19 protein-coding genes are annotated in these 19,628 nt (G+C 65.3%); 10 read left to right on the plus strand and 9 right to left on the minus strand.

The features are described 5' to 3' along the window. Nucleotides 1–389: 389 nt before the first annotated feature. Together LOY42_RS06550 and LOY42_RS06555 are read left to right on the plus strand one after the other, a co-directional pair. Nucleotides 390–1,712 (plus strand): dicarboxylate/amino acid:cation symporter, encoded by a 1,323-nt coding sequence (locus tag LOY42_RS06550; protein WP_139673594.1) that lies wholly within the window; start codon nucleotides 390–392, stop codon nucleotides 1,710–1,712. Nucleotides 1,713–1,893: 181 nt separating this feature from the next. Further along, a complete protein-coding gene (locus LOY42_RS06555; protein ID WP_218571131.1) occupies nucleotides 1,894–2,547 on the plus strand; it encodes a calcium-binding protein in 654 nt (217 codons plus the stop codon). A 59-nt stretch (nucleotides 2,548–2,606) separates the two neighbouring features. Here the strand turns inward: LOY42_RS06555 and LOY42_RS06560 are convergent, their stop codons facing one another. Together LOY42_RS06560 and LOY42_RS06565 are read right to left on the minus strand one after the other, a co-directional pair. Then, nucleotides 2,607–3,101: a SprT family zinc-dependent metalloprotease gene (locus tag LOY42_RS06560; RefSeq protein ID WP_046854519.1), complete on the minus strand. Its 495-nt coding sequence runs from the start codon at nucleotides 3,099–3,101 to the stop codon at nucleotides 2,607–2,609. Between the two features lie 140 nt (nucleotides 3,102–3,241). Further along, nucleotides 3,242–3,841 (minus strand): Yip1 family protein, encoded by a 600-nt coding sequence (locus LOY42_RS06565; RefSeq protein ID WP_023630778.1) that lies wholly within the window; start codon nucleotides 3,839–3,841, stop codon nucleotides 3,242–3,244. Nucleotides 3,842–4,104: 263 nt separating this feature from the next. On the opposite strand from LOY42_RS06565, the gene ttcA reads away from it, so the two are divergent. Continuing rightward, entirely contained in the window at nucleotides 4,105–4,929 is an 825-nt protein-coding gene (ttcA, locus tag LOY42_RS06570) for a tRNA 2-thiocytidine(32) synthetase TtcA (RefSeq protein WP_023630777.1), read from the plus strand. Between the two features lie 4 nt (nucleotides 4,930–4,933). Continuing rightward, on the plus strand, nucleotides 4,934–5,605 hold the full coding sequence (locus LOY42_RS06575) for a DNA-3-methyladenine glycosylase I (protein ID WP_139673588.1): 672 nt from the start codon (nucleotides 4,934–4,936) through the stop codon (nucleotides 5,603–5,605). A 33-nt stretch (nucleotides 5,606–5,638) separates the two neighbouring features. On the opposite strand, the gene LOY42_RS06580 is transcribed toward LOY42_RS06575, so the two are convergent. Genes LOY42_RS06580 through arsC form a run of 3 tightly spaced genes read right to left on the minus strand, consistent with a single transcriptional unit; the run spans nucleotide 5,639 to nucleotide 7,000 of the window. Beyond that, on the minus strand, nucleotides 5,639–6,052 hold the full coding sequence (locus LOY42_RS06580) for a DUF2069 domain-containing protein (RefSeq protein ID WP_139673585.1): 414 nt from the start codon (nucleotides 6,050–6,052) through the stop codon (nucleotides 5,639–5,641). After that, on the minus strand, nucleotides 6,045–6,650 hold the full coding sequence (gene wrbA / locus LOY42_RS06585) for an NAD(P)H:quinone oxidoreductase (protein ID WP_046854520.1): 606 nt from the start codon (nucleotides 6,648–6,650) through the stop codon (nucleotides 6,045–6,047). Before wrbA ends, LOY42_RS06580 begins: the two co-directional genes overlap by 8 nt. Continuing rightward, a complete protein-coding gene (gene arsC / locus LOY42_RS06590; protein ID WP_139673582.1) occupies nucleotides 6,647–7,000 on the minus strand; it encodes an arsenate reductase (glutaredoxin) in 354 nt (117 codons plus the stop codon). The genes wrbA and arsC overlap by 4 nt, the downstream gene beginning before the upstream one ends. Nucleotides 7,001–7,086: 86 nt before the next feature. Here arsC and LOY42_RS06595 point away from each other — a divergent pair, with 86 nt between their 5' ends. After that, on the plus strand, nucleotides 7,087–7,554 hold the full coding sequence (locus tag LOY42_RS06595) for a TlpA disulfide reductase family protein (RefSeq protein ID WP_258600070.1): 468 nt from the start codon (nucleotides 7,087–7,089) through the stop codon (nucleotides 7,552–7,554). A 56-nt stretch (nucleotides 7,555–7,610) separates the two neighbouring features. Here the strand turns inward: LOY42_RS06595 and LOY42_RS06600 are convergent, their stop codons facing one another. The 4 genes from LOY42_RS06600 to LOY42_RS06615 all read right to left on the minus strand — a co-directional run bounded on the left by LOY42_RS06600 (nucleotide 7,611) and on the right by LOY42_RS06615 (nucleotide 12,511). Next, nucleotides 7,611–8,015: an META domain-containing protein gene (locus LOY42_RS06600; protein ID WP_139673576.1), complete on the minus strand. Its 405-nt coding sequence runs from the start codon at nucleotides 8,013–8,015 to the stop codon at nucleotides 7,611–7,613. Then, nucleotides 8,016–8,450: a hypothetical protein gene (locus LOY42_RS06605; RefSeq protein WP_094011801.1), complete on the minus strand. Its 435-nt coding sequence runs from the start codon at nucleotides 8,448–8,450 to the stop codon at nucleotides 8,016–8,018. Between the two features lie 186 nt (nucleotides 8,451–8,636). Then, nucleotides 8,637–9,632 (minus strand): 2-hydroxyacid dehydrogenase, encoded by a 996-nt coding sequence (locus tag LOY42_RS06610; protein ID WP_139673573.1) that lies wholly within the window; start codon nucleotides 9,630–9,632, stop codon nucleotides 8,637–8,639. Between the two features lie 122 nt (nucleotides 9,633–9,754). After that, nucleotides 9,755–12,511 (minus strand): response regulator, encoded by a 2,757-nt coding sequence (locus tag LOY42_RS06615; RefSeq protein ID WP_139673570.1) that lies wholly within the window; start codon nucleotides 12,509–12,511, stop codon nucleotides 9,755–9,757. A gap of 197 nt (nucleotides 12,512–12,708) precedes the next feature. On the opposite strand from LOY42_RS06615, the gene LOY42_RS06620 reads away from it, so the two are divergent. From LOY42_RS06620 to relA, 5 genes are all read left to right on the plus strand, one after another. Then, a complete protein-coding gene (locus tag LOY42_RS06620) occupies nucleotides 12,709–13,425 on the plus strand; it encodes a response regulator transcription factor (protein ID WP_258600072.1) in 717 nt (238 codons plus the stop codon). 3 nt (nucleotides 13,426–13,428) lie between these two features. Further along, nucleotides 13,429–14,829 carry a sensor histidine kinase gene (locus LOY42_RS06625; protein ID WP_139673565.1) on the plus strand — a complete coding sequence of 467 codons (1,401 nt, stop codon included), beginning with the start codon at nucleotides 13,429–13,431 and terminating at the stop codon, nucleotides 14,827–14,829. Nucleotides 14,830–14,923: 94 nt separating this feature from the next. Beyond that, nucleotides 14,924–15,823, plus strand: coding sequence for a cysteine synthase CysM (gene cysM / locus LOY42_RS06630; RefSeq protein WP_046854528.1), 900 nt, complete (start codon nucleotides 14,924–14,926; stop codon nucleotides 15,821–15,823). Further along, on the plus strand, nucleotides 15,823–17,181 hold the full coding sequence (gene rlmD / locus LOY42_RS06635; protein ID WP_139673559.1) for a 23S rRNA (uracil(1939)-C(5))-methyltransferase RlmD: 1,359 nt from the start codon (nucleotides 15,823–15,825) through the stop codon (nucleotides 17,179–17,181). Before cysM ends, rlmD begins: the two co-directional genes overlap by 1 nt. A 99-nt stretch (nucleotides 17,182–17,280) precedes the next feature. Further along, the gene (gene relA, locus LOY42_RS06640) at nucleotides 17,281–19,521 is read left to right on the plus strand and encodes a GTP diphosphokinase (protein WP_046854530.1); all 2,241 of its coding nucleotides are present in this window, start codon (nucleotides 17,281–17,283) and stop codon (nucleotides 19,519–19,521) included. Nucleotides 19,522–19,628: the final 107 nt, after the last annotated feature.

Consider the following 19,628-nt stretch of genomic DNA (forward strand, 5'->3'; position numbering starts at 1 on the left):
TGGGAGCGGGCTAGCCCCGCGATACCGGCGAAGCCGGTGCCATCCGGAGCGGTCCTCATCGCGGGGCAAGCCCGCTCCCACCGGGAAGTCCCACTGAATACCTCTGAGGCGGATTCCCGCCAACCCGCCCTGTACGATTTCCGCCATCGGGCGGAAATCCGCCATTTCCTACCGGCTACTGCGCCCCGTCCCGGGGCATTCACACCCTGTAATCATTGGCTGTGCACCTCAAGCGGGCACTTTGGCATCGCCCTTGCTATTCACCTGGCAGAGGCCTGCCCAGGCGCTCGAACACAACGACAAATCCCTCCGGGTACAGGAGGGTTCGCGATTCAGGTGCCCCGACATCCTGGGAAGGATGCGCCGGCCCACTTGAGGAAAAATTAGCCATGACGACTCGTCAGCCGCTGTACAAATCGCTGTATGTCCAGGTGATCGTCGCGATCACCATCGGTATCCTGCTCGGCCACTACTACCCGGAGACCGGCGTAGCCCTCAAACCCCTGGGTGACGGCTTCGTCAAGCTGATCAAGATGGTCATCGCGCCGATCATCTTCTGTACCGTGGTCAGCGGCATCGCGGGCATGCAAAGCATGAAGTCGGTCGGCAAGACCGGCGGTTACGCGCTGCTGTACTTCGAGATCGTCTCCACCATCGCCCTGATCATCGGCCTGGTGGTAGTCAACGTGGTGCAGCCGGGCGCCGGCATGCACGTCGACGTCAGCACCCTCAACGCCAGCAGCGTGGCTGCCTATGCCGCCGCCGGCGCGCAGCAGACCACCGTCGGCTTCCTGCTCAATGTCATCCCCAACACCGTGGTCGGCGCCTTCGCCAACGGCGACATCCTGCAAGTGCTGATGTTCTCGGTGCTGTTCGGTTTCGCCTTGCACCGCCTGGGCAGCTACGGCAAGCCGGTGCTGGACCTGATCGATCGCTTCGCCCATGTCATGTTCAACATCATCAACATGATCATGAAGCTGGCCCCGATCGGCGCCTTCGGCGCCATGGCCTTCACCATCGGCCAATACGGCGTGGGTTCGCTGGTGCAGCTGGGCTACCTGATGGCCTGCTTCTACATCACTTGCCTGCTGTTCATCCTGGTGGTACTGGGCGGTATCTGCCGCGCCCATGGCTTCAGCGTCATCAAGCTGATCCGCTACATCCGTGAAGAGCTGCTGATCGTGCTGGGCACCTCGTCCTCCGAGTCGGCCCTGCCGCGCATGCTGGCCAAGATGGAGCGCCTGGGCGCGAAGAAATCCGTGGTTGGCCTGGTGATCCCGACCGGTTACTCGTTCAACCTGGACGGTACCTCGATCTACCTGACCATGGCCGCGGTGTTCATCGCCCAGGCCACCGACACCACCATGGACATCACCCACCAGATCACCCTGCTGCTGGTGCTGCTGGTGGCCTCCAAGGGGGCCGCAGGCGTCACAGGTTCGGGCTTCATCGTCCTGGCCGCCACCCTGTCGGCCGTCGGCCACCTGCCGGTTGCCGGCCTGGCGCTGATCCTGGGTATCGACCGTTTCATGTCCGAAGCCCGCGCCCTGACCAACCTGATCGGCAACGCCGTGGCCACCGTGGTCGTGGCCAAGTGGGTCAAGGAGCTGGATACCGATACCCTGCAGGCTGAGCTGGCGTCCGGCGGTTCGCCGCTGGTCGACACCCGGCCGACCGACGACCTGGGCGTGGCCGAAGGCCCGGCGCGTTGACCACCTCGCGGTAAGTGCAAAAGCCCATCTTCGGATGGGTTTTTTTATTTCTGGTGTCGCTGCGGCCTGGGTGAACGTTCATGGAGGAGGTGGTAGATGGTTATCTACGGTTGTGATCCTGCGGCGGGTAGATTGGATTTCGCTGGGGGGCGCACGGCTTGGCCTGACAGGCACCCCAGGTATGCGTATTCCAACCGAAGAAGGAAATCATCCGATGGGCAAACCCAATGATATGCAACCCACTCCCACGATCACCTTGCGAGGAGGCTGCGGTGATGACGTATTGGATGGAGGAAATGGAAATGATGTGATTGCCGGGGGCAAGGGGCGCGATGTGCTTGAGGGTGGCAAGGGCGACGACTGCCTGATCGGTGGCAAAGGCGACGATGTGCTGGATGGTGGCATGGGCGCCGACCGTCTGTATGGCGGCAGGGGTCATGATGTGCTGATTGGTGACAGCGGCAGGGATGTGCTCAGGGGCGGCAAGGGTAACGATTTTCTCGAAGGGGGCCTGGGCACCGATATCCTGGGCGGTGGCCAGGGTGCGGATGTGTTCGTGTTCTCGAAGCTCGCTGACATGGGCGTGGGCAAGCGGCGAGATATCGTCACCGATTTCAATGGTGCTGCCGGCGATCGTATTGACTTGCGTGGCCTGGCGAAATCCGAGGGACTGGACAGTCTGGTCTTTGTCGGGGATGCCGCCTTCACCGGTACCGGACAACTGCGTTTTGAGCGTGAGATCCTGTCTGGCAACGTACGCGGTACCCTCAAGCCGGACTTCGAGATCAAGTTGGCTGGCGTGACGACTTTCAAGGCTGAATATCTGATGCTTTGAACCCCGCGCTTGCGTGTTTGTCCATCAGCTGCCACGCCACGCCACGCGCGCGGGGTACATCATTCGACCCGGGTCTCGCCGCTATACACCAGGATCTCCCGGCAGCGCCGGCACAGGTAGCGCCGCCCCTGGCGCACCAGCTTGTGGCGCTGGGCGGTGAACGGGAAATCGCTCTCCGGGCACGGACAACGGTAGATGTAGCGTGTCGCCACGCGCCGCTGCACCTCGTAGTTGTGGCAGCGGTTCGGTGGCAGCTCGTACACCCCGCGCATGATCAACTGCCATTCCTCGCCATGGGCCTGGATGCGCTCGCCGAATAGTTGGTGGGCGATCAGGTGGGCGACTTCGTGGGCCACGGTCTGGCGCAGGAAGTCTTCGGCGTTCTCGCGGTACAGCTGCAGGTTGAAGCGCAGCAGGTTTTCGTGCAGGTGGGCGACGCCGGCCTTCTGTCCGCGCAGCTTGAAGCTGACCTGCGGGCGCGGGAAGGGGCGTTTGAAGAAGGTTTCGGCTTGCTGGTAACAGGTTTCGACGCGTTGTCTGAGCAGCTCGGGCATGGCGGGGTAGTTCTCCTGACCGGGCATTATGCCGCAGGCAATGGGCGGCTGCCGAGCCGTCGGTCAGGCACACGAAGCGAGGCCGCCTTGCGGCGGCCTCGGTGATGCCCCAGTGTTGGTTGGATCTGGTTGGTATGCGTTCAGTTGGTGTAGACGGGCCCCACGCCCAGTCCCCAGATGATCACGGTCGCGGCCATGATCGCCACCAGAACCACGAGGCCCACCGCCAGCACGGAGCTGGAGAACAGGAAGCCTTCATCCGACGGTATGTTCATGAAGGTCGGCAAGCCGACATACAGCAGGTACACGGTGTAGCAGATCGCCGCCGTGCCGATCAGCATGCCCAGCCACAGGTGCGGGTACAGCGCCGCGAGGCCGCCGATGAACAGCGGGGTGGCGGTGTAGGTGGCAAAGGCGATGCACTGCGCCATGCTCGGGTTGGCGTCGTAGGTGCGCGCCATCCAGTGGATGAAGGCGCCCATCACCGCGACCCCGGCGAGCATCGCCAGGTAGGACATGATGCTCATCCACAACGCGCTTTCCATGGTCAGCATCACGGCTGGCCGCTCGCCGATCACCCAGCCGACCTGGGTGGTGCCGATGAACGCCGACACGGCGGGAATCGCCGCCAGGATCAGCGTGTGTGTCAGGTACATGTGGCTGATGCTTTCGTCCTCGCCACGAATCTCCCGCCACTCCTGGTCGGGGTGGGTGAACAGCCCAACAACGTGATGAATCATACGGGTCACTCCTATCGTCGTTGCCAAACGCCCCCCGGATGGAGCGCCTATGGCCCGAGGCCAGGACACCAGGTGCTGCGCCAATGTGGCCTTATGTCGCAGTATAGGAAGCCGTTCCCCACAGAAAACCGGCTTTTTAGAGCAAATCGCGCTGTCAGGACCGGTGCTGATTCCCTTGAAGTCTTTATCGGATTCACCTACTGCGCCGCCCGGTTTGTGCGTAAAATAGCCGGCTTTTGTCACACCTCGCGGATTCAAGCGCTATGGGCACCCTCTCGGTCAACCAGAACAAACTGCAAAAACGCCTGCGTCGCCTCGCCGGCGAAGCCATCACCGACTTCAACATGATCGAGGATGGCGACAAGGTCATGGTCTGCCTGTCCGGCGGCAAGGACAGCTACACCATGCTCGACGTTCTGTTGCACCTGCAGAAGGTGGCGCCGATCAAGTTCGAGATCGTCGCGGTGAACATGGACCAGAAGCAGCCGGGCTTCCCCGAGCACGTGCTGCCGGCCTACCTCAAGGAACTGGGCGTCGAGTACCACATCGTCGAGAAGGATACCTACTCGGTGGTCAAGGAACTGGTGCCCGAGGGCAAGACTACCTGCTCGCTGTGCTCGCGCCTGCGTCGCGGCACCTTGTACACCTTCGCCGACGAGATCGGCGCGACCAAGATGGCCCTGGGGCACCACCGCGACGACATCGTCGAGACCTTCTTCCTCAACATGTTCTTCAACGGCGCGCTCAAGGGCATGCCGCCGAAGCTGCGCGCCGACGACGGCCGCAACGTGGTGATCCGCCCGCTGGCCTACTGCAGCGAGAAGGACATCCAGGCCTACTCGGACATGAAGGAATTCCCGATCATCCCGTGCAACTTGTGCGGCTCGCAGGAAAACCTGCAGCGCCAGGTGGTCAAGGACATGCTGGTGGAGTGGGAGCGCAAGCACCCGGGCCGTACCGAGAGCATCTTCCGCGCCCTGCAGAACGTCGCGCCGTCGCAGCTGGCCGACCGCAACCTGTTCGACTTCACCAGCCTGAAGATCGACGAGAGCGCCACCCCGCGCTTCCTCGACGTGCTGAACATCTGACCTTATGCGCGATTACCAGTGGTTGCATGAGTACTGCCTGAACCGCTTCGGTTCGGCCCAGGCGCTGGAAGCCTTCCTGCCGCAGCCGCGCACACCCGCGCAGCTGCGCGACATCACCGACGACCGCTACCTGTCGACCCTGGCCCTGCGCGTGTTCCGCGCCGGGCTCAAGCACAGCCTGGTGGATGCCAAGTGGCCGGCGTTCGAGCAGGTGTTCTTTGGCTTCGACCCGGAGAAAGTGGTGCTGATGGGCGCCGAGCACCTGGAGCGGCTGATGCAGGACGAGCGCATCATCCGCCACCTGGGCAAGCTCAAGAGCGTGCCGCGCAATGCGCAGATGATCCTCGACGTGGCGAAGGAGAAGGGCAGTTTCGGCGCGTTCATCGCCGACTGGCCCGAGGCCGATATCGTCGGGCTGTGGAAGTACCTGGCCAAGCATGGCAACCAGCTGGGCGGACTATCGGCTCCGCGTTTCCTGCGCATGGTCGGCAAGGACACCTTCATCCCCACCGACGACATGGCCGCCGCGTTGATCGCCCAGAAGATCATCGACAAGCCGCCGACCAGCCTGCGTGACCTGGCACTGGTGCAGCAGGCGTTCAATCAGTGGCATGCCGAAAGCGGGCGGCCACTATGCCAGTTGTCGGTGATGCTGGCGCATACCGTCAACCATTGAGATCGCCGGGGCCGCGTTGCAGCCCCAATGCATTCAGGCGCCTTCGCCCGCCATGCGCCGCTCGATCTGAAACTTCCAGCGCACATACAGCAGCCCGGCCACGAACAACCCCAGGCTCACCAGCACCTCGATCCAGCCAAATACCGCCCGCGCCGGGTCGAACGCGGCCAGCACGCCCTTGATGAAGTAGATATTGACCACGAAGCAGGTCCAGGCATGCGCCCGGGCGCTGCCTATCAGCATGCCCGGCAGCAGCAGCAGCAGGGGGATCAGCTCGATGGCCAGGATCACTTCGACCCGCGCCCCGTGCAGGTTGGCGAACCACAGGTTGTTCACCACCAGCAGGGCGATCAGGCCGAAGAAGCAAGCCAGGCTCAGGGCGCGGGTCAGCCGTACGCGTGGGGCGAGCCACTCCAGCGGCGGCAGCACCTTGGGTTTTCTAGCCACGCTGGCCACCCAGGGCCTTGGCCGTATTGGCCAGGCGTTGGCCGAGGGCTCGGCACAGGGTGATCTCGTGCTGGTCCAGCTCGCGCTTGCCGTCGGCGCCGGCATGGTGGCTGGCCCCATACGGGGTGCCGCCGCCGCGGGTATCGAGCAGCGCCGACTCGCTGTAGGGCAGGCCGGTGACCAGCATGCCGTGGTGCATCAGCGGCAGCAGCATCGACAGCAGGGTGGTTTCCTGGCCGCCGTGCAGGCTGGCGGTGGAAGTGAACACCGCCGCTGGCTTGCCCACCAGCTCGCCGCCCAGCCACAGGCTGCTGGTGCCGTCGAGGAAGTACTTGAGCGGTGCGGCCATGTTGCCGAAGCGGGTCGGGCTGCCCATGGCCAGGCCCGCGCAGTGGCGCAGGTCGTCGAGCGTGGCGTACAGCGCGCCGCTGGCCGGGATGTCCGGGGCCACGGCTTCGCACTCGGTGGAGATAGCCGGCACCGTGCGCAGGCGCGCCTCCAGGCCGGCCATCTCGACGCCGCGGGCAATGTGCCGGGCCATCTCGCTGGTCGAGCCGTGGCGGCTGTAGTACAGCACCAGGATGTAGGGTTCGCTCACGGCAGGATCTCCAGGACCTTCTCGGGTGGGCGTCCGATCACGGCCTTGTCGCCTGCGACCAGGATCGGGCGTTCGATCAGCTTGGGATGTTGCGCCATGGCGTCGATCAGCTGGGCGTCGGTCAGGGCCGGGTTGCCCAGGTCGAGCGCCTTGTATTCGTCTTCGCCGGTGCGCAGCAGTTGCCGCGCGCCGATCCCCAGCTTGGCCAGCAGTTGCTTGAGCGCGGTGGCGTCCGGCGGGGTCTCGAGGTAGCGCACGATGGTCGGCGCCAGGCCGCGTGTCTCGAGCAGTTCCAGGGCGCCGCGGGATTTCGAGCAGCGCGGGTTATGATAGAGGGTCAGATCGGTCATGACGGGTCGCATCCAGCTGGGTGTGGCGGCTATTCTAACCGCAGCGACCGACTTCAATGCTTGAAAACTTCGAGAAGGATTGACCCATGGCAAGGCGTTTGGCAGCTGCACTGGCCATCACCGCGAGCCTGCTGCTCGGCGGCTGCGGTGCGGACTACGGCGTGGACCAGCACGGCAATACGGTGAAGGCCGAACAGGTCGACGGGCACTGGTTGGTGCTCAATTACTGGGCCGAATGGTGCGGCCCGTGCCGTACCGAAATACCTGAACTCAATGCTGCTGCCAAGCAGTGGGAAAGCCAGGGTATCCGGGTGCTGGGGGTGAACTTCGATGGTTTGCAGGGTGCCGACCTCAAGGCCGCCGCCGAGACCCTCGGCATCGGCTTCACCGTGCTCGCGCAAGACCCGGCCGAGCGTTACGAACTGCCGCGCAGCGAGGCGCTGCCGGTGACCTACATCATCGACGATAAGGGCAAGGTGCGTGAGCAGCTGATGGGCGAGCAGACGCTTGAAGGGCTGCAGGCGAAGATAAGGGCACTCCAGGGCGGCGCCTGAGTTCCAGCATCGCGGAGCAAGCCCGCCCCCACGTGCGGGCTTGCTCCGCGATGGTTTCAGCCTTCCTCAGGCCAGAACCGCAGCGGCTTGCCCTCGGCCGGCCAGAAGCGGATCTGCTCGATTGGCGACACGTCCCAGCGCTGCACCGTCTCCAGCGCCTGCAGGAAGCGTTTCTCCTGCTCCATCAGCGCTGGCGCGCACAGCTTGCGGGTCTTGCCGACCTTGCCGAAGCTCAAGTGCTCGCCGTCCAGCGTGTAGGGCGCGAACCAGTGGTTACAGCCGGCATTGCCATAGGCACGGCCATCGCTGGCCAGGGTCAGGGTCAGGTGGCTGTAGTCGATCAGCGGGCGTTCACCAATCCACTCCAGCAGGTAGCTTTGCTCCTGGTGCAGCTTCGAAGGTTGCGACGCGCAGCCCATCAGGCCGGTGGCGATCAGCACGCCGGTCAGCAGCTGTTTCACTCAGGCGCGCTCCTGGCACTGCGGGCACAGGTGCTTGTCGCCCTGGCTGGCCCAGCCCAGCTCCTGGACACGGGCGGTGGCTGCCGGGGCGTGGCCTTTCTTGCCGAGCTTGGCTTCGGCGGCGAACTCGAAGTCCAGCACCGCGTCGCAGCCGTCGCACTTGACTTGCCACTCGTGGATTTCCAGTTCGTTGAATACTGGCCCCTGGGCCACGGCCACCCACTGCCCGGTGGGGTTGATCAGGTGGCGCACGCTGTCCACGGTCAGGCGCATGGACAGGGTTTTGCTGCCTTTGAGCGAAACCAGCAGTGCGTCGCCTTTCTGGATCGAGCCGCCGTTGCCGGTGACCTGGTAGCGGCCCGGCACCAGCGCGCGGCACTCGATCAGGGTGTGTTGCGGGTTGAAAAGGGTGTAGCGGAAATCGTGTTCGACCATGGGTCCTCCAAAAGTGCCGCGTATCTTAGTGTGGTGCTTCACAAATAACGACCCTAATTCGCGGCGCTTTTTGCGCTCATGCTGCGTTGTCGCTCCTCGCCGTAGCCGGGCTACGACTCGTCGCGACGCCTTGCTTGAGCACAAAAATCACGCGCGACTTATGGGGCGTATTTGCAAAGCACCACACTAGCATCCACCGTTTACAAGATTCTGCGGATTGCCTGCCGCCCAGCGGGAGATGTTGTCCAGGGTGGTGGCCGCGATGGCATCCAGGGCCTCGCGGGTAAGGAACGCCTGGTGGGCGGTGACGATCACGTTGGGGAAGGTCAGCAGCCGTGCCAGCACGTCGTCCTGCAGCGGCAAGTCGGAGCGGTCCTCGAAGAACAGCTGCGCTTCCTCTTCATAGACATCCAGCCCCAGGTAGCCAAGCTGGCCACTCTTGAGCGCATCGATCAGTGCCGGGGTGTCGACCAGGGCGCCGCGGCCGGTGTTGATCAGCATGGCGCCGGGCTGCAGTTGGGCCAGGCTCTGGGCGTTGATCAGGTGGCGGGTGTGCTCGGTGAGCGGGCAGTGCAGGCTGATGATGCGTGCCTGGCGCAGCAGCTCGGGCAGTTCCAGGTAGCGGGCGCCGAGGGCGACCAGCTCAGGGTTGGGGTAGGGGTCGTAGGCCAGCAGCTGGCAGCCGAAGCCGGCCATGATGCGGGCGAAGGCCGCGCCGATCTGGCCGGTGCCGACCACGCCGACGGTCTTGCCGTGCAGGTCGAAGCCGGTCAGCCCGTGCAGGGTGAAATCGCCTTCGCGGGTGCGGTTGTAGGCCCGGTGCAGGCGGCGGTTGAGGGCCAGGATCAGGGCCACGGCATGTTCGGCGACGGCGTGCGGTGAATAAGCCGGGACGCGCACCACGCTGACCCCGAGACTCTGCGCGGCGGCCAGGTCGACGTGGTTGTAGCCGGCCGAGCGCAGGGCGATCAGGCGTGTGCCGCCGGCGGCCAGGCGCTGCAGGACCTGGGCGTCGAGTTCATCGTTGATGAAGGCGCAGACCACCTCGAAGCCCTGGGCGAGGGCTGCGGTGTCCAGGGTCAGGCGGGCGGGCTGGTAGTGCAGCTCCAGGGCGCCCGCGCTGGCGGCGCGAGTGAAGCTTTCCTGGTCGTAGTGCTGGCTGCTGAACAACAGGGCGCGCATGGGGGGCTTCCTTCTGTGAGTCGGCAACAGTCTAGGCCGTCAGAGAGATCGGGTATTGATCTGTGACGGCCCTGTCGCGGGGCAAGATGCACCGCCGCTCCCACGACTCTTGCAAAGCCTATTCAGGCGCTTTCGCGCGCCTGCTCGGCCAGTCGGCTGATGGCTTGGTCCAGTTCGTCCAGGGCCTGCAACGCCTGGGGGCTGTCCTGCTTGAGCAAGGTCTCGCTGCGCTGACAGGCCGCCCGCAACTGCGGTACGCCGCAATAACGCGAGGCGCCGTTGAGTCGGTGTACCCGTTCGATCATGGCATTGCGATCGGCCGCGTCGCGAGCGGCCTGGATGGCCTCGCGGTCAGAATCCAGCGATGCCAGGAGCATGGCCAGCATATCCGCCGCCAGGTCCGGCTTGCCGGCAGCCAGACGCAGGCCTTCCTCCGGGTCGAGCACCTTCAGCTCGCTGCTGTCGGGCAGGCGTTCGCTGGTGCGCTCCTGTTGCGGTGCGCCCAGGTTCAGGCCGGTCCACTTCATCACGACCTGGGCCAGCTGGCGCTCGCTGATCGGTTTGGTCAGGTAGTCGTCCATGCCGCTGTGCAGCAGGGCGCGCTTTTCGTTGGCCATGGCGTGGGCGGTGAGGGCCACGATGGGTAGGGGCGGGCCGCTCTGGCTGGCTTCCCATTGGCGGATCTGTTCGGTGCAGGCACGGCCATCCATGCCGGGCATCTGCACATCCATCAGCACCAGGTCGAAGGGCTCGTCCTGCACGGCCTGCATCGCCGCATAGCCGTTGTTGACCGCCAGCACCTCCGCGCCCATCCCTTCGAGCAGGGTCTGTACCAGCAACAGGTTGGCCGGGTTGTCGTCGACGCAGAGGAGCTTGGGCATGCGCTGGCCGTCGTTGCTGCGCTGCTCGCATACTGGGCGGCGGGGTTGTACCAGTTCCAGCAGCAGGCGGCGCAACTTGCGCGTGCAGGTGGGCTTGGCCAGCAATTGGCCGTGGGCGTTGGGCAGGTAAGGATGGTAGAGCGGTTGCTCGGTGGTGGGGCACAGCACCACGCACTGGCAACCCAGGCGCTCGAGCTGTTGGTGGTACTGCCCCAATTGTTCCGGCGCCAGGCTGCCGAGGTTGACCCCGAGCACGGCGAACTCGAACGGCTGCCCGGCCTGGCTTGCCGCCTGCACGCCGTGCAGCAGCTGGTCGCAGGAGGCGAACACGCTGACCGCCAGGCCGCAGTCCTCCAGCTGGTGCTCCAACGCCTGGCGGGCCAGGTCGTGCCCGTCGACGATGGCCACGCTACGGCCGACCAGGGCCTGGGCGGGTTGCTCCTCGGTGTCGTCGTGGGCCTTGGGCAGGTTGAGGCTGATCCAGAACTGCGAGCCTTCACCCGGCGTGCTGTCGACGCCGATTTCGCCACCCATCTGTTCGATCAGGCGCTTGGAGATCACCAGGCCCAGGCCGGTACCGCCGGGCTGGCGCGACAGCGAGTTGTCGGCCTGGCTGAAGGCCTGGAACAGGGTGCGCACATCCTGCGGCGACAGGCCGATGCCGGTGTCTTGGACGCTGATGCGCAGTTGCACGCTGTCTTCCTGCTCGTCCTCGAGCATGGCGCGCACGACGATGGTGCCTTCGCGGGTGAACTTGATGGCATTGCTCACCAGGTTGGTGAGGATCTGCTTGAGCCGCAACGGGTCGCCTACCAGCGACAACGGGGTGTCGCGGTAGACCAGGCTGAGCAGCTCCAGCTGTTTGGCGTGGGCGGCCGGGGCAAGGATGGTCAGGGTGTCCTGGATCAGGTCGCGCAGGTTGAGCGGGATGCTGTCGAGCACCAGCTTGCCGGCCTCGATCTTGGAGAAGTCGAGGATCTCGTTGATGATCCCCAGCAGGTTGTCGGCGGATTTCTCGATGGTGCCGAGGTAGTCGAGCTGGCGTGGGCTCAGCTCGCTCTTTTGCAACAGGTGGGTGAAGCCGAGGATGCCGTTGAGCGGGGTGCGGATCTCATGGCTCATGTTGGCGAGGAACTCGGACTTGATGCGGCTGGCCTCCAGGGCCTCCTTGCGCGCCATGTCCAGCTCGATGTTCTGGATCTCGATGGTTTCGAGGTTCTGGCGCACGTCCTCGGTGGCCTGGTCGATGCTGTGCTGCAGCTCTTCGTGGGCGCTGTGCAGGGTCTCGGCCATGCGGTTGATGCCGGCGGCCAGTTCGTCGAGCTCGTGGCTGCCCATGGCCGGCAGGCGTTCGTCGAGGTGGCCGTCCTTGAGCTGGTTGACCGCGTGCTTGATGCGGTTGATCGGGTCGTTGATGGTGCGGCTCATGCGCAGGGCGAGCAGCGCGGTCAGGCTCAGGCAGGCGAGGATCAGCAGCAGGCTGGTGAACAGGTTGCGGTAGCCGCGCAGCAGTGTGCCGTCGTGGGACAGCTCGATTTCTACCCAACCGAGCAGGCGCTCGGCCTCGGCGGGCACGGCGTCGGTGGCCAGGTCGCGGTGATGGCCGAACACCGGCATCAGGTAGCGGGTGGCATCATTGCCGGTGCGCTGCAGCAGTTGCGTGCCGGTACCGCCGCTGGGCGGCTGGTTGAGCATGCTGGGGCCGGCGTGGGCCAGGCGCGTGCGGTCGGCGGCGAGGAACGCCACGGCGCGCACGTCGACCTGCTCCAGGGCCTGGGCCGCGATGCGCTCCAGTTGCGCCGGGGACTGGCGGGCCAGGGCCGGCGCCGCCAGGGGCGCCAACTGCTCGGCGATCATCTTGCCGCGTTGCAGCAGCTGCGTGCGCAGGTCGCTCTGTTGCAGCCAGGTGAAGTAACTGCCCAGCACCAGGGCCATCAGGCTGGCGGGGAGCAAGGCCAGCAGCAGGACGCGGCTGCGGATTCCCAAACGGTCGAGCACACCTGTCTCCTGTCATGTGCCTTTAAAAGCGCTGTTCGCGCATCAGCGGGAACGTTACTCCGCACCGGGGGCATTTGTAAGGCTTTTTGTTTGCCAAGTGAGGCTGGTCCCTCGATGGTGCGTCAGTCGGGCAATGGTTGCCTTGCCAGGAGCGCTTGCCCAATAATCACGCAACTGAGAATCGATGGCAGTTGCCAATGCATCCTGAAGCTATTCGCGCGACCAATATCCTGGCCATCGAGGACGACCCCGTGCTGGGTGCCTACCTGCACGAAGAACTGCGCCGCGGTGGTTTCCGAGTGACCTGGTGTCGCAGTGGCCTGGAAGGCCTCGAGGCGGCGGGGCGACAGGTCTTCGACTTGGTTCTGCTGGATATCCTGCTGCCTGGCCTCAATGGCCTGGATGCCCTGGCCAGCCTGCGCCGACGCAGCGCCACGCCTGTCATCCTGATGTCCGCGCTGGGGGCCGAGGCCGACCGTATCAGCGGTTTCGAGCGGGGAGCGGACGACTACCTGCCGAAGCCTTTCAGTTTCGCCGAGCTGCGGGTGCGCATCGAGGCGATCCTGCGCCGGGTGGCCTTCGAGCGGCGTGCGCTGGTGCCAGGCGAGGCGGCGGCGGGGCAGTTGCGCTTCGATGAGCAGGCGGCCGATGTCTGCCTCGCTGGCGCCTGGGCCGGCCTGACCCCTAGTGAGTACCGCCTGCTCGACACCCTGCATCGCAGCCAGGATGAGGTGCTGAGCAAGCCGTTCCTTTATCAGCAGGTGCTGCAGCGTGGCTATTCGCGGCATGACCGCAGTCTGGACATGCATGTCAGCCAGATCCGCCGCAAGCTCAAGGCCATCGGCTATCACGAGCGGCAGGTCCGCACCGTCTGGGGCAAGGGCTATGTGTTCGGCGTGGGCGAGGCCGACTGAACCGTGCTCGATCGCCATTCGCTGTTCTGGAAACTGACCGTCCTGCTGGTGGGCTTCTGTCTGCTCATGATCGGCCTCAGCTACAGCTGGGGTCGCCATATGGAGACCCAGGACGCCTTCCTTTCCGAACCTGCGCGTCAAGTGCTGCGGGGTTACGCGGCCGAGGCGGAGCAGGCCTGGCGCAGCGGCGGCGCTGACGGTGTCGACGCCTGGCTGGCCGGGATGCGTGGGCGCGAGCAAGGCTGGGTGGGGGTACTCGATGGCGACCTGCAGCCGTTGGGCAGTGCCGACCTGACCGCCGGGCAGGCCCAGCGCCTGACCCGTCTGCGCGGCGTCGATTGGCCGATGAGCCGGCGCAGTATCGGCCAGCCCTGGTTGCGCCTGCCGTTCCCCGGCGCGCCGGAGCAGGGCATGCTGGTGATCGAGCTGCCGGAACGCTTCAACCCGGGCCAGTACCGGTTGTTCTGGCGCATCGTCACCAACGGCATCATCCCTGGACTGTTTACCTTGCTGTTGTGTGTGGGCCTGTACCGCATGCTGATCGTGCCGCTCAATCAATTGCGGGAACAGGCCAGCGCGTGGCGCGCCGACCAGCTGGCGGCGCGCCTGGATTCGCGAACCACCCGGCGCAAGGACGAGTTGGGCGAACTGGCCCGTGCCTTTGATCAGATGGCCGAGCGCCTGCAGGGTACCGTGGCCTTGCAGCAGCAGTTGCTGCGCGACCTGTCCCACGAGCTGCGCACGCCGCTCAGCCGCCTGCGCGTGGCCTGCGACGGCGAGACCGACCTGCAGCGCCTGCGCGAACGCCTGCACCGCGAGGTGGACGGCATGCAGCAGCTGGTCGAAGACACCTTGCAGCTGGCCTGGCAGGACGCCGAGCGCACCCCGCTGAACCTGGAGCCGATCCAGGTGCCGGCGCTGTGGGACGTGCTCAGCGAAAATGCCTGTTACGAAAGCGGCTGGGCACCTGGGCGGTTGCGCTGTGCGTTGCCGGCGGACTGCTGGGTGCGGGGCAGCCTCAACGACCTTGCCCAGGCGCTGGAGAACATGCTGCGCAACGCCATTCGGCACTCGCCCGAGGCGGGGGTGGTGCGTCTGGGCGGCTGGCGTGAAGGCGGGTATTGGCGTATCGACCTGGAGGACGACGGCGGTGGCGTGGCCGAGGAAGACCTCGAGCGGATCTTCGCGCCGTTTTCCAGGTTGGATGGGGCACGGCCCGGGGACGGTGGCTTCGGCTTGGGCTTGAGCATTGCCCGCAATGCGATCCGCCGCCAGGGTGGGCTGGTGTGGGCGGTCAATGGCGAGCGTGGCCTGCGCCTGTGCATGCGCCTGCCTGCCCATGAAGCGGGGCCATCGGTTGGTCCGGCGCGGGCAAGCCCGCTGCCAGGAAGCCACTCCTTATAGCTAGCCGCTATAACCACCGACAATTGCGTGATATGGCCGCGCCGGGTTTGCCGGTATGATAGGCGCCCCTGCCGTCCGGATTGCGAAAACGCCCATGACCCTGCAGTACCCAACCATCGCCGACTGCGTCGGCCATACGCCGCTGGTTCGCCTGCAGCGCATCGCCGGGAACACCAGCAATACCTTGCTGCTCAAGCTCGAAGGCAACAACCCGGCAGGTTCGGTCAAGGACCGCCCGGCGTTGTCGATGATCACCCGTGCCGAACTGCGTGGCCAGATCAAGCCTGGCGACACCCTCATCGAAGCCACCTCCGGCAATACCGGCATCGCCCTGGCCATGGCAGCGGCGATCAAGGGCTACAAGATGATCCTGATCATGCCGGACAACTCCACCGCCGAACGCAAGGCGGCCATGACCGCCTATGGCGCCGAGCTGATCCTGGTGACCAAGGAAGAGGGCATGGAAGGGGCTCGCGATCTCGCGGAAAAACTGCAGGCCGAAGGCCGTGGGCTGGTGCTTGACCAGTTCGCCAACGGCGACAACCCGATCGCGCACTACAACAGCACGGGCCCGGAGATCTGGCAGCAGACCCAGGGCACGATCACCCACTTCGTCAGCTCCATGGGCACGACCGGCACCATCATGGGCTGTTCGCAGTACCTCAAGGAGCAGAACCCGGCGGTGCAGATCATTGGCCTGCAGCCGATGGAAGGCTCGGCCATTCCGGGCATTCGCCGTTGGCCCCACGAGTACCTGCCGAAGATCTTCGACGCCACCCGGGTCGACCGCGTGGTCGACATGTCCCAGCAGGAGGCCGAGGAAACCACCCGTCGCCTGGCCCGCGAAGAGGGCATTTTCTGTGGCGTATCCTCCGGCGGGGCGGTGGCGGCGATGCTGCGCCTGTCCCGTGAAGTCGAGAACGCGGTGATGGTCGCCATCATCTGCGACCGCGGCGACCGTTACCTTTCCACCGGCCTGTTCGATCCGACCTGATGTCCAGAAAGAAAAGCAACACCGGCCTGCGCTTCCAGCCGGCCGGCGGCAACCGCGCCGCACAAGTGCCGGTGGGCAAGAAGCAGCGCCTGCTGATCGAGCGCGTGGCCGGTGACGGCCGCGGCATCGCCTTCAGCGAGGGGCGCACCTGGTTCGTCAGCGGCGCGCTGGGTGGCGAGGACGTCGAGGCGCGGGTACTTGCCGCGCGCGGCAAGGTGGTCGAGGCGCGCCTGGAGCGGGTGTTCCAGGCCAGCCCCGAGCGCCGTGAAGCGCCTTGCCGGCATTACGCCCGCTGTGGTGGCTGCAACCTCCAGCACCTGCCCCATGACAGCCAGCTGGCGCTCAAGCAGCGCCTGCTCGCCGAGCAGTTGCAGCGGGTGGCCGGCGTGCAGCCCGAAGAGTGGGCTGTTCCCTTGTGCGGACCGGAATTCGGCTACCGCCGCCGGGCGCGAGTAGCGGTACGCTGGGATACCAAGGCGCGTCAGCTGGAGGTCGGTTTCCGCGCCGAGGCCAGCCAGGACATCGTTGCCATCGACGACTGCGCGGTGCTGGTACAGCCCTTGCAGGCGATCATGCGCCACCTGCCGACCGTGTTGCGCAGCTTGAGCAAGCCGCAGGCGCTGGGGCATGTGGAGCTGTTCAGCGGTACCGCCGAGGCGGTGTTGGTACGGCATGTGGCGCCATTGCCAAGTGAAGACCTGGCGCGGCTCGAGGCATTCTGCCGCGAAGCCGGCGCCCAGTTGTGGCTACAAGGCGAGGGCGAGCCGGCACCGGTGGAGGCCACGGCGCAACTGGGCTTTGCCCTGGAGCCCTGGGGCTTGGAGCTGGCCTGGCGACCGGGCGACTTCGTCCAGGTCAATGCCCAGGTCAATACCTTGATGATCCAGCAGGCTTTGGCCTGGCTGGCGCCCCAGGCGCATGAGCGGGTGCTGGACCTGTTCTGCGGCCTGGGCAACTTTGCCTTGCCCCTGGCGCGTCAGGCGCGCGAGGTGGTGGCGGTGGAAGGCGTGCAGGCGATGGTCAGCCGTGCCGAGGCCAACGCCCACGCCAACAATGTGCATAACGCACGGTTTTTTCAGACCGATTTATCGCAGCCTTTGGCGGGCGCCGGATGGGCTGCCGAGGGCTTTTCTGCGGTACTCTTGGATCCACCGCGCGACGGGGCTTTCGAGGTGGTGCAGGGCATCGCCCGGCTGGGTGCGAAACGGCTGGTCTACGTATCGTGCAATCCGGCCACGCTGGCGCGTGACGCGCAAGTGCTGGTCGGGCAGGGGTACCGGTTAAAAAGGGCCGGGATTCTCGACATGTTTCCTCAGACGGCGCATGTCGAGGCCATGGCGTTATTCGAAGTGGGCTAGCCGGGCTGGCCCTCTTGGTGCGGCCTTCAGGGAGTGAGGGGCGCACAGGTGATAGCCAGTGCACCCGCGTGGTGCGCTGTATGGAAAGGTAAAGCAAAGATGGTACAGGTGAGAGTGCACCAGCCGGTCAACAACGACGGCAGTATCAATCTCGAAGCATGGCTCGATCATGTGGTGAGCGTCGATTCGCAACTCGATCGCCCGGGGTTGAAAGAGGCCTGCGAGTTTGCCCACGAGGTCGAGAAGAAAGGCAACCCGGCCAAGCATTCCTGGGCCGATGGCACGTCCAGTTTCCAGGCGGGGCTCGAGATCGCCGAAATCCTCGCCGACCTCAAGCTCGACCAGGATTCCCTGGTGGCGGCGGTCATCTACCGTTCGGTGCGCGAAGGCAAGGTGACCTTGGCCGAGGTCGGCCAGCGCTTCGGGCCGGTGGTGTCCAAGCTGATCGACGGCGTGCTGCGCATGGCGGCCATCAGTGCCAGCCTCAGCCCGCGCCAGTCGCTGGTGCTCGGCTCCCAGGCGCAGGTCGAGAACCTGCGCAAGATGCTCGTGGCGATGGTCGACGACGTGCGCGTGGCGCTGATCAAGCTGGCCGAACGCACCTGCGCCATCCGGGCGGTGAAGTCCGCCGATGACGAGAAACGCCTGCGCGTGGCCCGCGAGGTGTTCGACATCTATGCGCCGCTGGCGCACCGCCTGGGTATCGGCCATATCAAGTGGGAACTCGAGGACCTGTCGTTCCGCTACCTCGAGCCCGACCAGTACAAGCAGATCGCCAAGTTGCTGCACGAGCGCCGGCTGGACCGCGAGCGTTTCATCAGCGATGTGATGAACCAGTTGCAGAACGAGCTGCTGGCCACCGGTGTCAACGCCGATATCAGTGGCCGGGCGAAACACATCTATTCGATCTGGCGCAAGATGCAGCGCAAGGGCCTGGAGTTCAGCCAGATCTACGACGTGCGTGCGGTACGCGTGCTGGTGCCGGAAGTGCGCGACTGCTACACCGCGCTGGGCATCGTCCACACCCTGTGGCGGCACATTCCGAAAGAGTTCGACGATTACATCGCCAACCCCAAGGAAAACGGCTATCGCTCCCTGCACACCGCGGTGATCGGCCCCGAGGGCAAGGTGCTCGAGGTACAGATCCGCACCCATGGCATGCACGAGGAAGCCGAGCTGGGCGTCTGCGCCCACTGGCGCTACAAGGGTACCGACGTCAAGCCCAGCTCGAACCACTACGAAGAGAAGATCTCCTGGTTGCGCCAGGTGCTGGAGTGGCATGAGGAACTGGGCGATATCGGCGGCCTGGCCGAACAGCTACGCGTCGATATCGAGCCGGACCGCGTCTACGTGTTCACCCCCGACGGCCACGCGATCGACCTGCCCAAGGGTTCCACGCCGCTGGACTTCGCCTACCGGGTGCACACCGAGATCGGCCACAACTGCCGTGGCGCCAAGATCAACGGGCGCATCGTGCCGCTGAACTACAGCCTGCAGACCGGCGAGCAGGTGGAGATCATCACCAGCAAGCACGGCAGCCCGAGCCGCGACTGGCTGAACTCCAACCTGGGCTACGTGACCACCTCACGGGCCCGGGCCAAGATCGTCCATTGGTTCAAGCTGCAGGCCCGCGACCAGAACGTCGCCGCCGGCAAGACCCTGCTCGAGCGTGAGCTGTCGCGTCTGGGCCTGCCGCAGGTGGACTTCGAGCGCCTGGCCGAGAAGGCCAACGTCAAGACCGCCGAGGACATGTTCGCCGCCCTCGGTGCCGGCGACCTGCGCCTGGCGCATATGGTCAACGCCGCCCAGCAGTTGCTCGAACCCGAGCGCCTGGAGCCGGTCGAGCTGATCCCGCGCCAGGCGCGGGGCATCCGTTCGGGCAAGCGCAACGACATCCAGATCCAGGGCGTCGGCAACCTGCTCACGCAGATGGCCGGCTGCTGCCAGCCGCTGCCGGGCGATGCCATCGTCGGCTACATCACCCAGGGTCGTGGCGTGAGCATTCACCGCCAGGACTGCGCTTCGGTGCTGCAGTTGGCGGGCAAGGAGCCGGAGCGCATGATCCAGGTCAGCTGGGGGCCGATCCCGGTGCAGACCTACCCGGTCGACATCATCATCCGTGCCTACGACCGCCCGGGTTTGCTGCGCGACGTGTCGCAGGTGCTGCTCAACGAGAAGATCAACGTGCTGGCGGTCAACACCCGCTCGAACAAGGAAGACAACACCGCCTTGATGTCGCTGACCATCGAGATCCCTGGGCTGGACGCCCTCGGGCGCCTGCTTGGCAGGATCTCGCAGTTGCCCAACATCATCGAGACGCGGCGTAACCGTACCCCTTGAGACAGAACGGGGCCGCTGTGCGGCCCATCGCTGGCAAGCCAGCTCCCACAGGTACGGCATAACCCTGTGGGAGCCGGCTTGTCGGCGATCGAGGGCAAGGCCCTCGC

This window comes from Pseudomonas sp. B21-023 (assembly GCF_024749165.1).
GTDB lineage: Bacteria > Pseudomonadota > Gammaproteobacteria > Pseudomonadales > Pseudomonadaceae > Aquipseudomonas.

Bases quoted from the DNA above. Each gene is read 5' to 3' on its own strand.
- LOY42_RS06595 (WP_258600070.1), top strand. From the start codon at position 7,087: ATGGCAAGGCGTTTGGCAGCTGCACTGGCCATCACCGCGAGCCTGCTG.
- LOY42_RS06575 (WP_139673588.1), top strand. From the start codon at position 4,934: ATGCGCGATTACCAGTGGTTGCATGAGTACTGCCTGAACCGCTTCGGT.
- ttcA (WP_023630777.1), top strand. From the start codon at position 4,105: ATGGGCACCCTCTCGGTCAACCAGAACAAACTGCAAAAACGCCTGCGT.
- LOY42_RS06605 (WP_094011801.1), bottom strand. From the start codon at position 8,450: ATGGTCGAACACGATTTCCGCTACACCCTTTTCAACCCGCAACACACC.
- relA (WP_046854530.1), top strand. From the start codon at position 17,281: ATGGTACAGGTGAGAGTGCACCAGCCGGTCAACAACGACGGCAGTATC.
- LOY42_RS06555 (WP_218571131.1), top strand. From the start codon at position 1,894: ATGCGTATTCCAACCGAAGAAGGAAATCATCCGATGGGCAAACCCAAT.
- LOY42_RS06610 (WP_139673573.1), bottom strand. From the start codon at position 9,632: ATGCGCGCCCTGTTGTTCAGCAGCCAGCACTACGACCAGGAAAGCTTC.
- LOY42_RS06620 (WP_258600072.1), top strand. From the start codon at position 12,709: ATGCATCCTGAAGCTATTCGCGCGACCAATATCCTGGCCATCGAGGAC.
- rlmD (WP_139673559.1), top strand. From the start codon at position 15,823: ATGTCCAGAAAGAAAAGCAACACCGGCCTGCGCTTCCAGCCGGCCGGC.
- arsC (WP_139673582.1), bottom strand. From the start codon at position 7,000: ATGACCGATCTGACCCTCTATCATAACCCGCGCTGCTCGAAATCCCGC.
- LOY42_RS06560 (WP_046854519.1), bottom strand. From the start codon at position 3,101: ATGCCCGAGCTGCTCAGACAACGCGTCGAAACCTGTTACCAGCAAGCC.
- cysM (WP_046854528.1), top strand. From the start codon at position 14,924: ATGACCCTGCAGTACCCAACCATCGCCGACTGCGTCGGCCATACGCCG.
- LOY42_RS06550 (WP_139673594.1), top strand. From the start codon at position 390: ATGACGACTCGTCAGCCGCTGTACAAATCGCTGTATGTCCAGGTGATC.
- LOY42_RS06565 (WP_023630778.1), bottom strand. From the start codon at position 3,841: ATGATTCATCACGTTGTTGGGCTGTTCACCCACCCCGACCAGGAGTGG.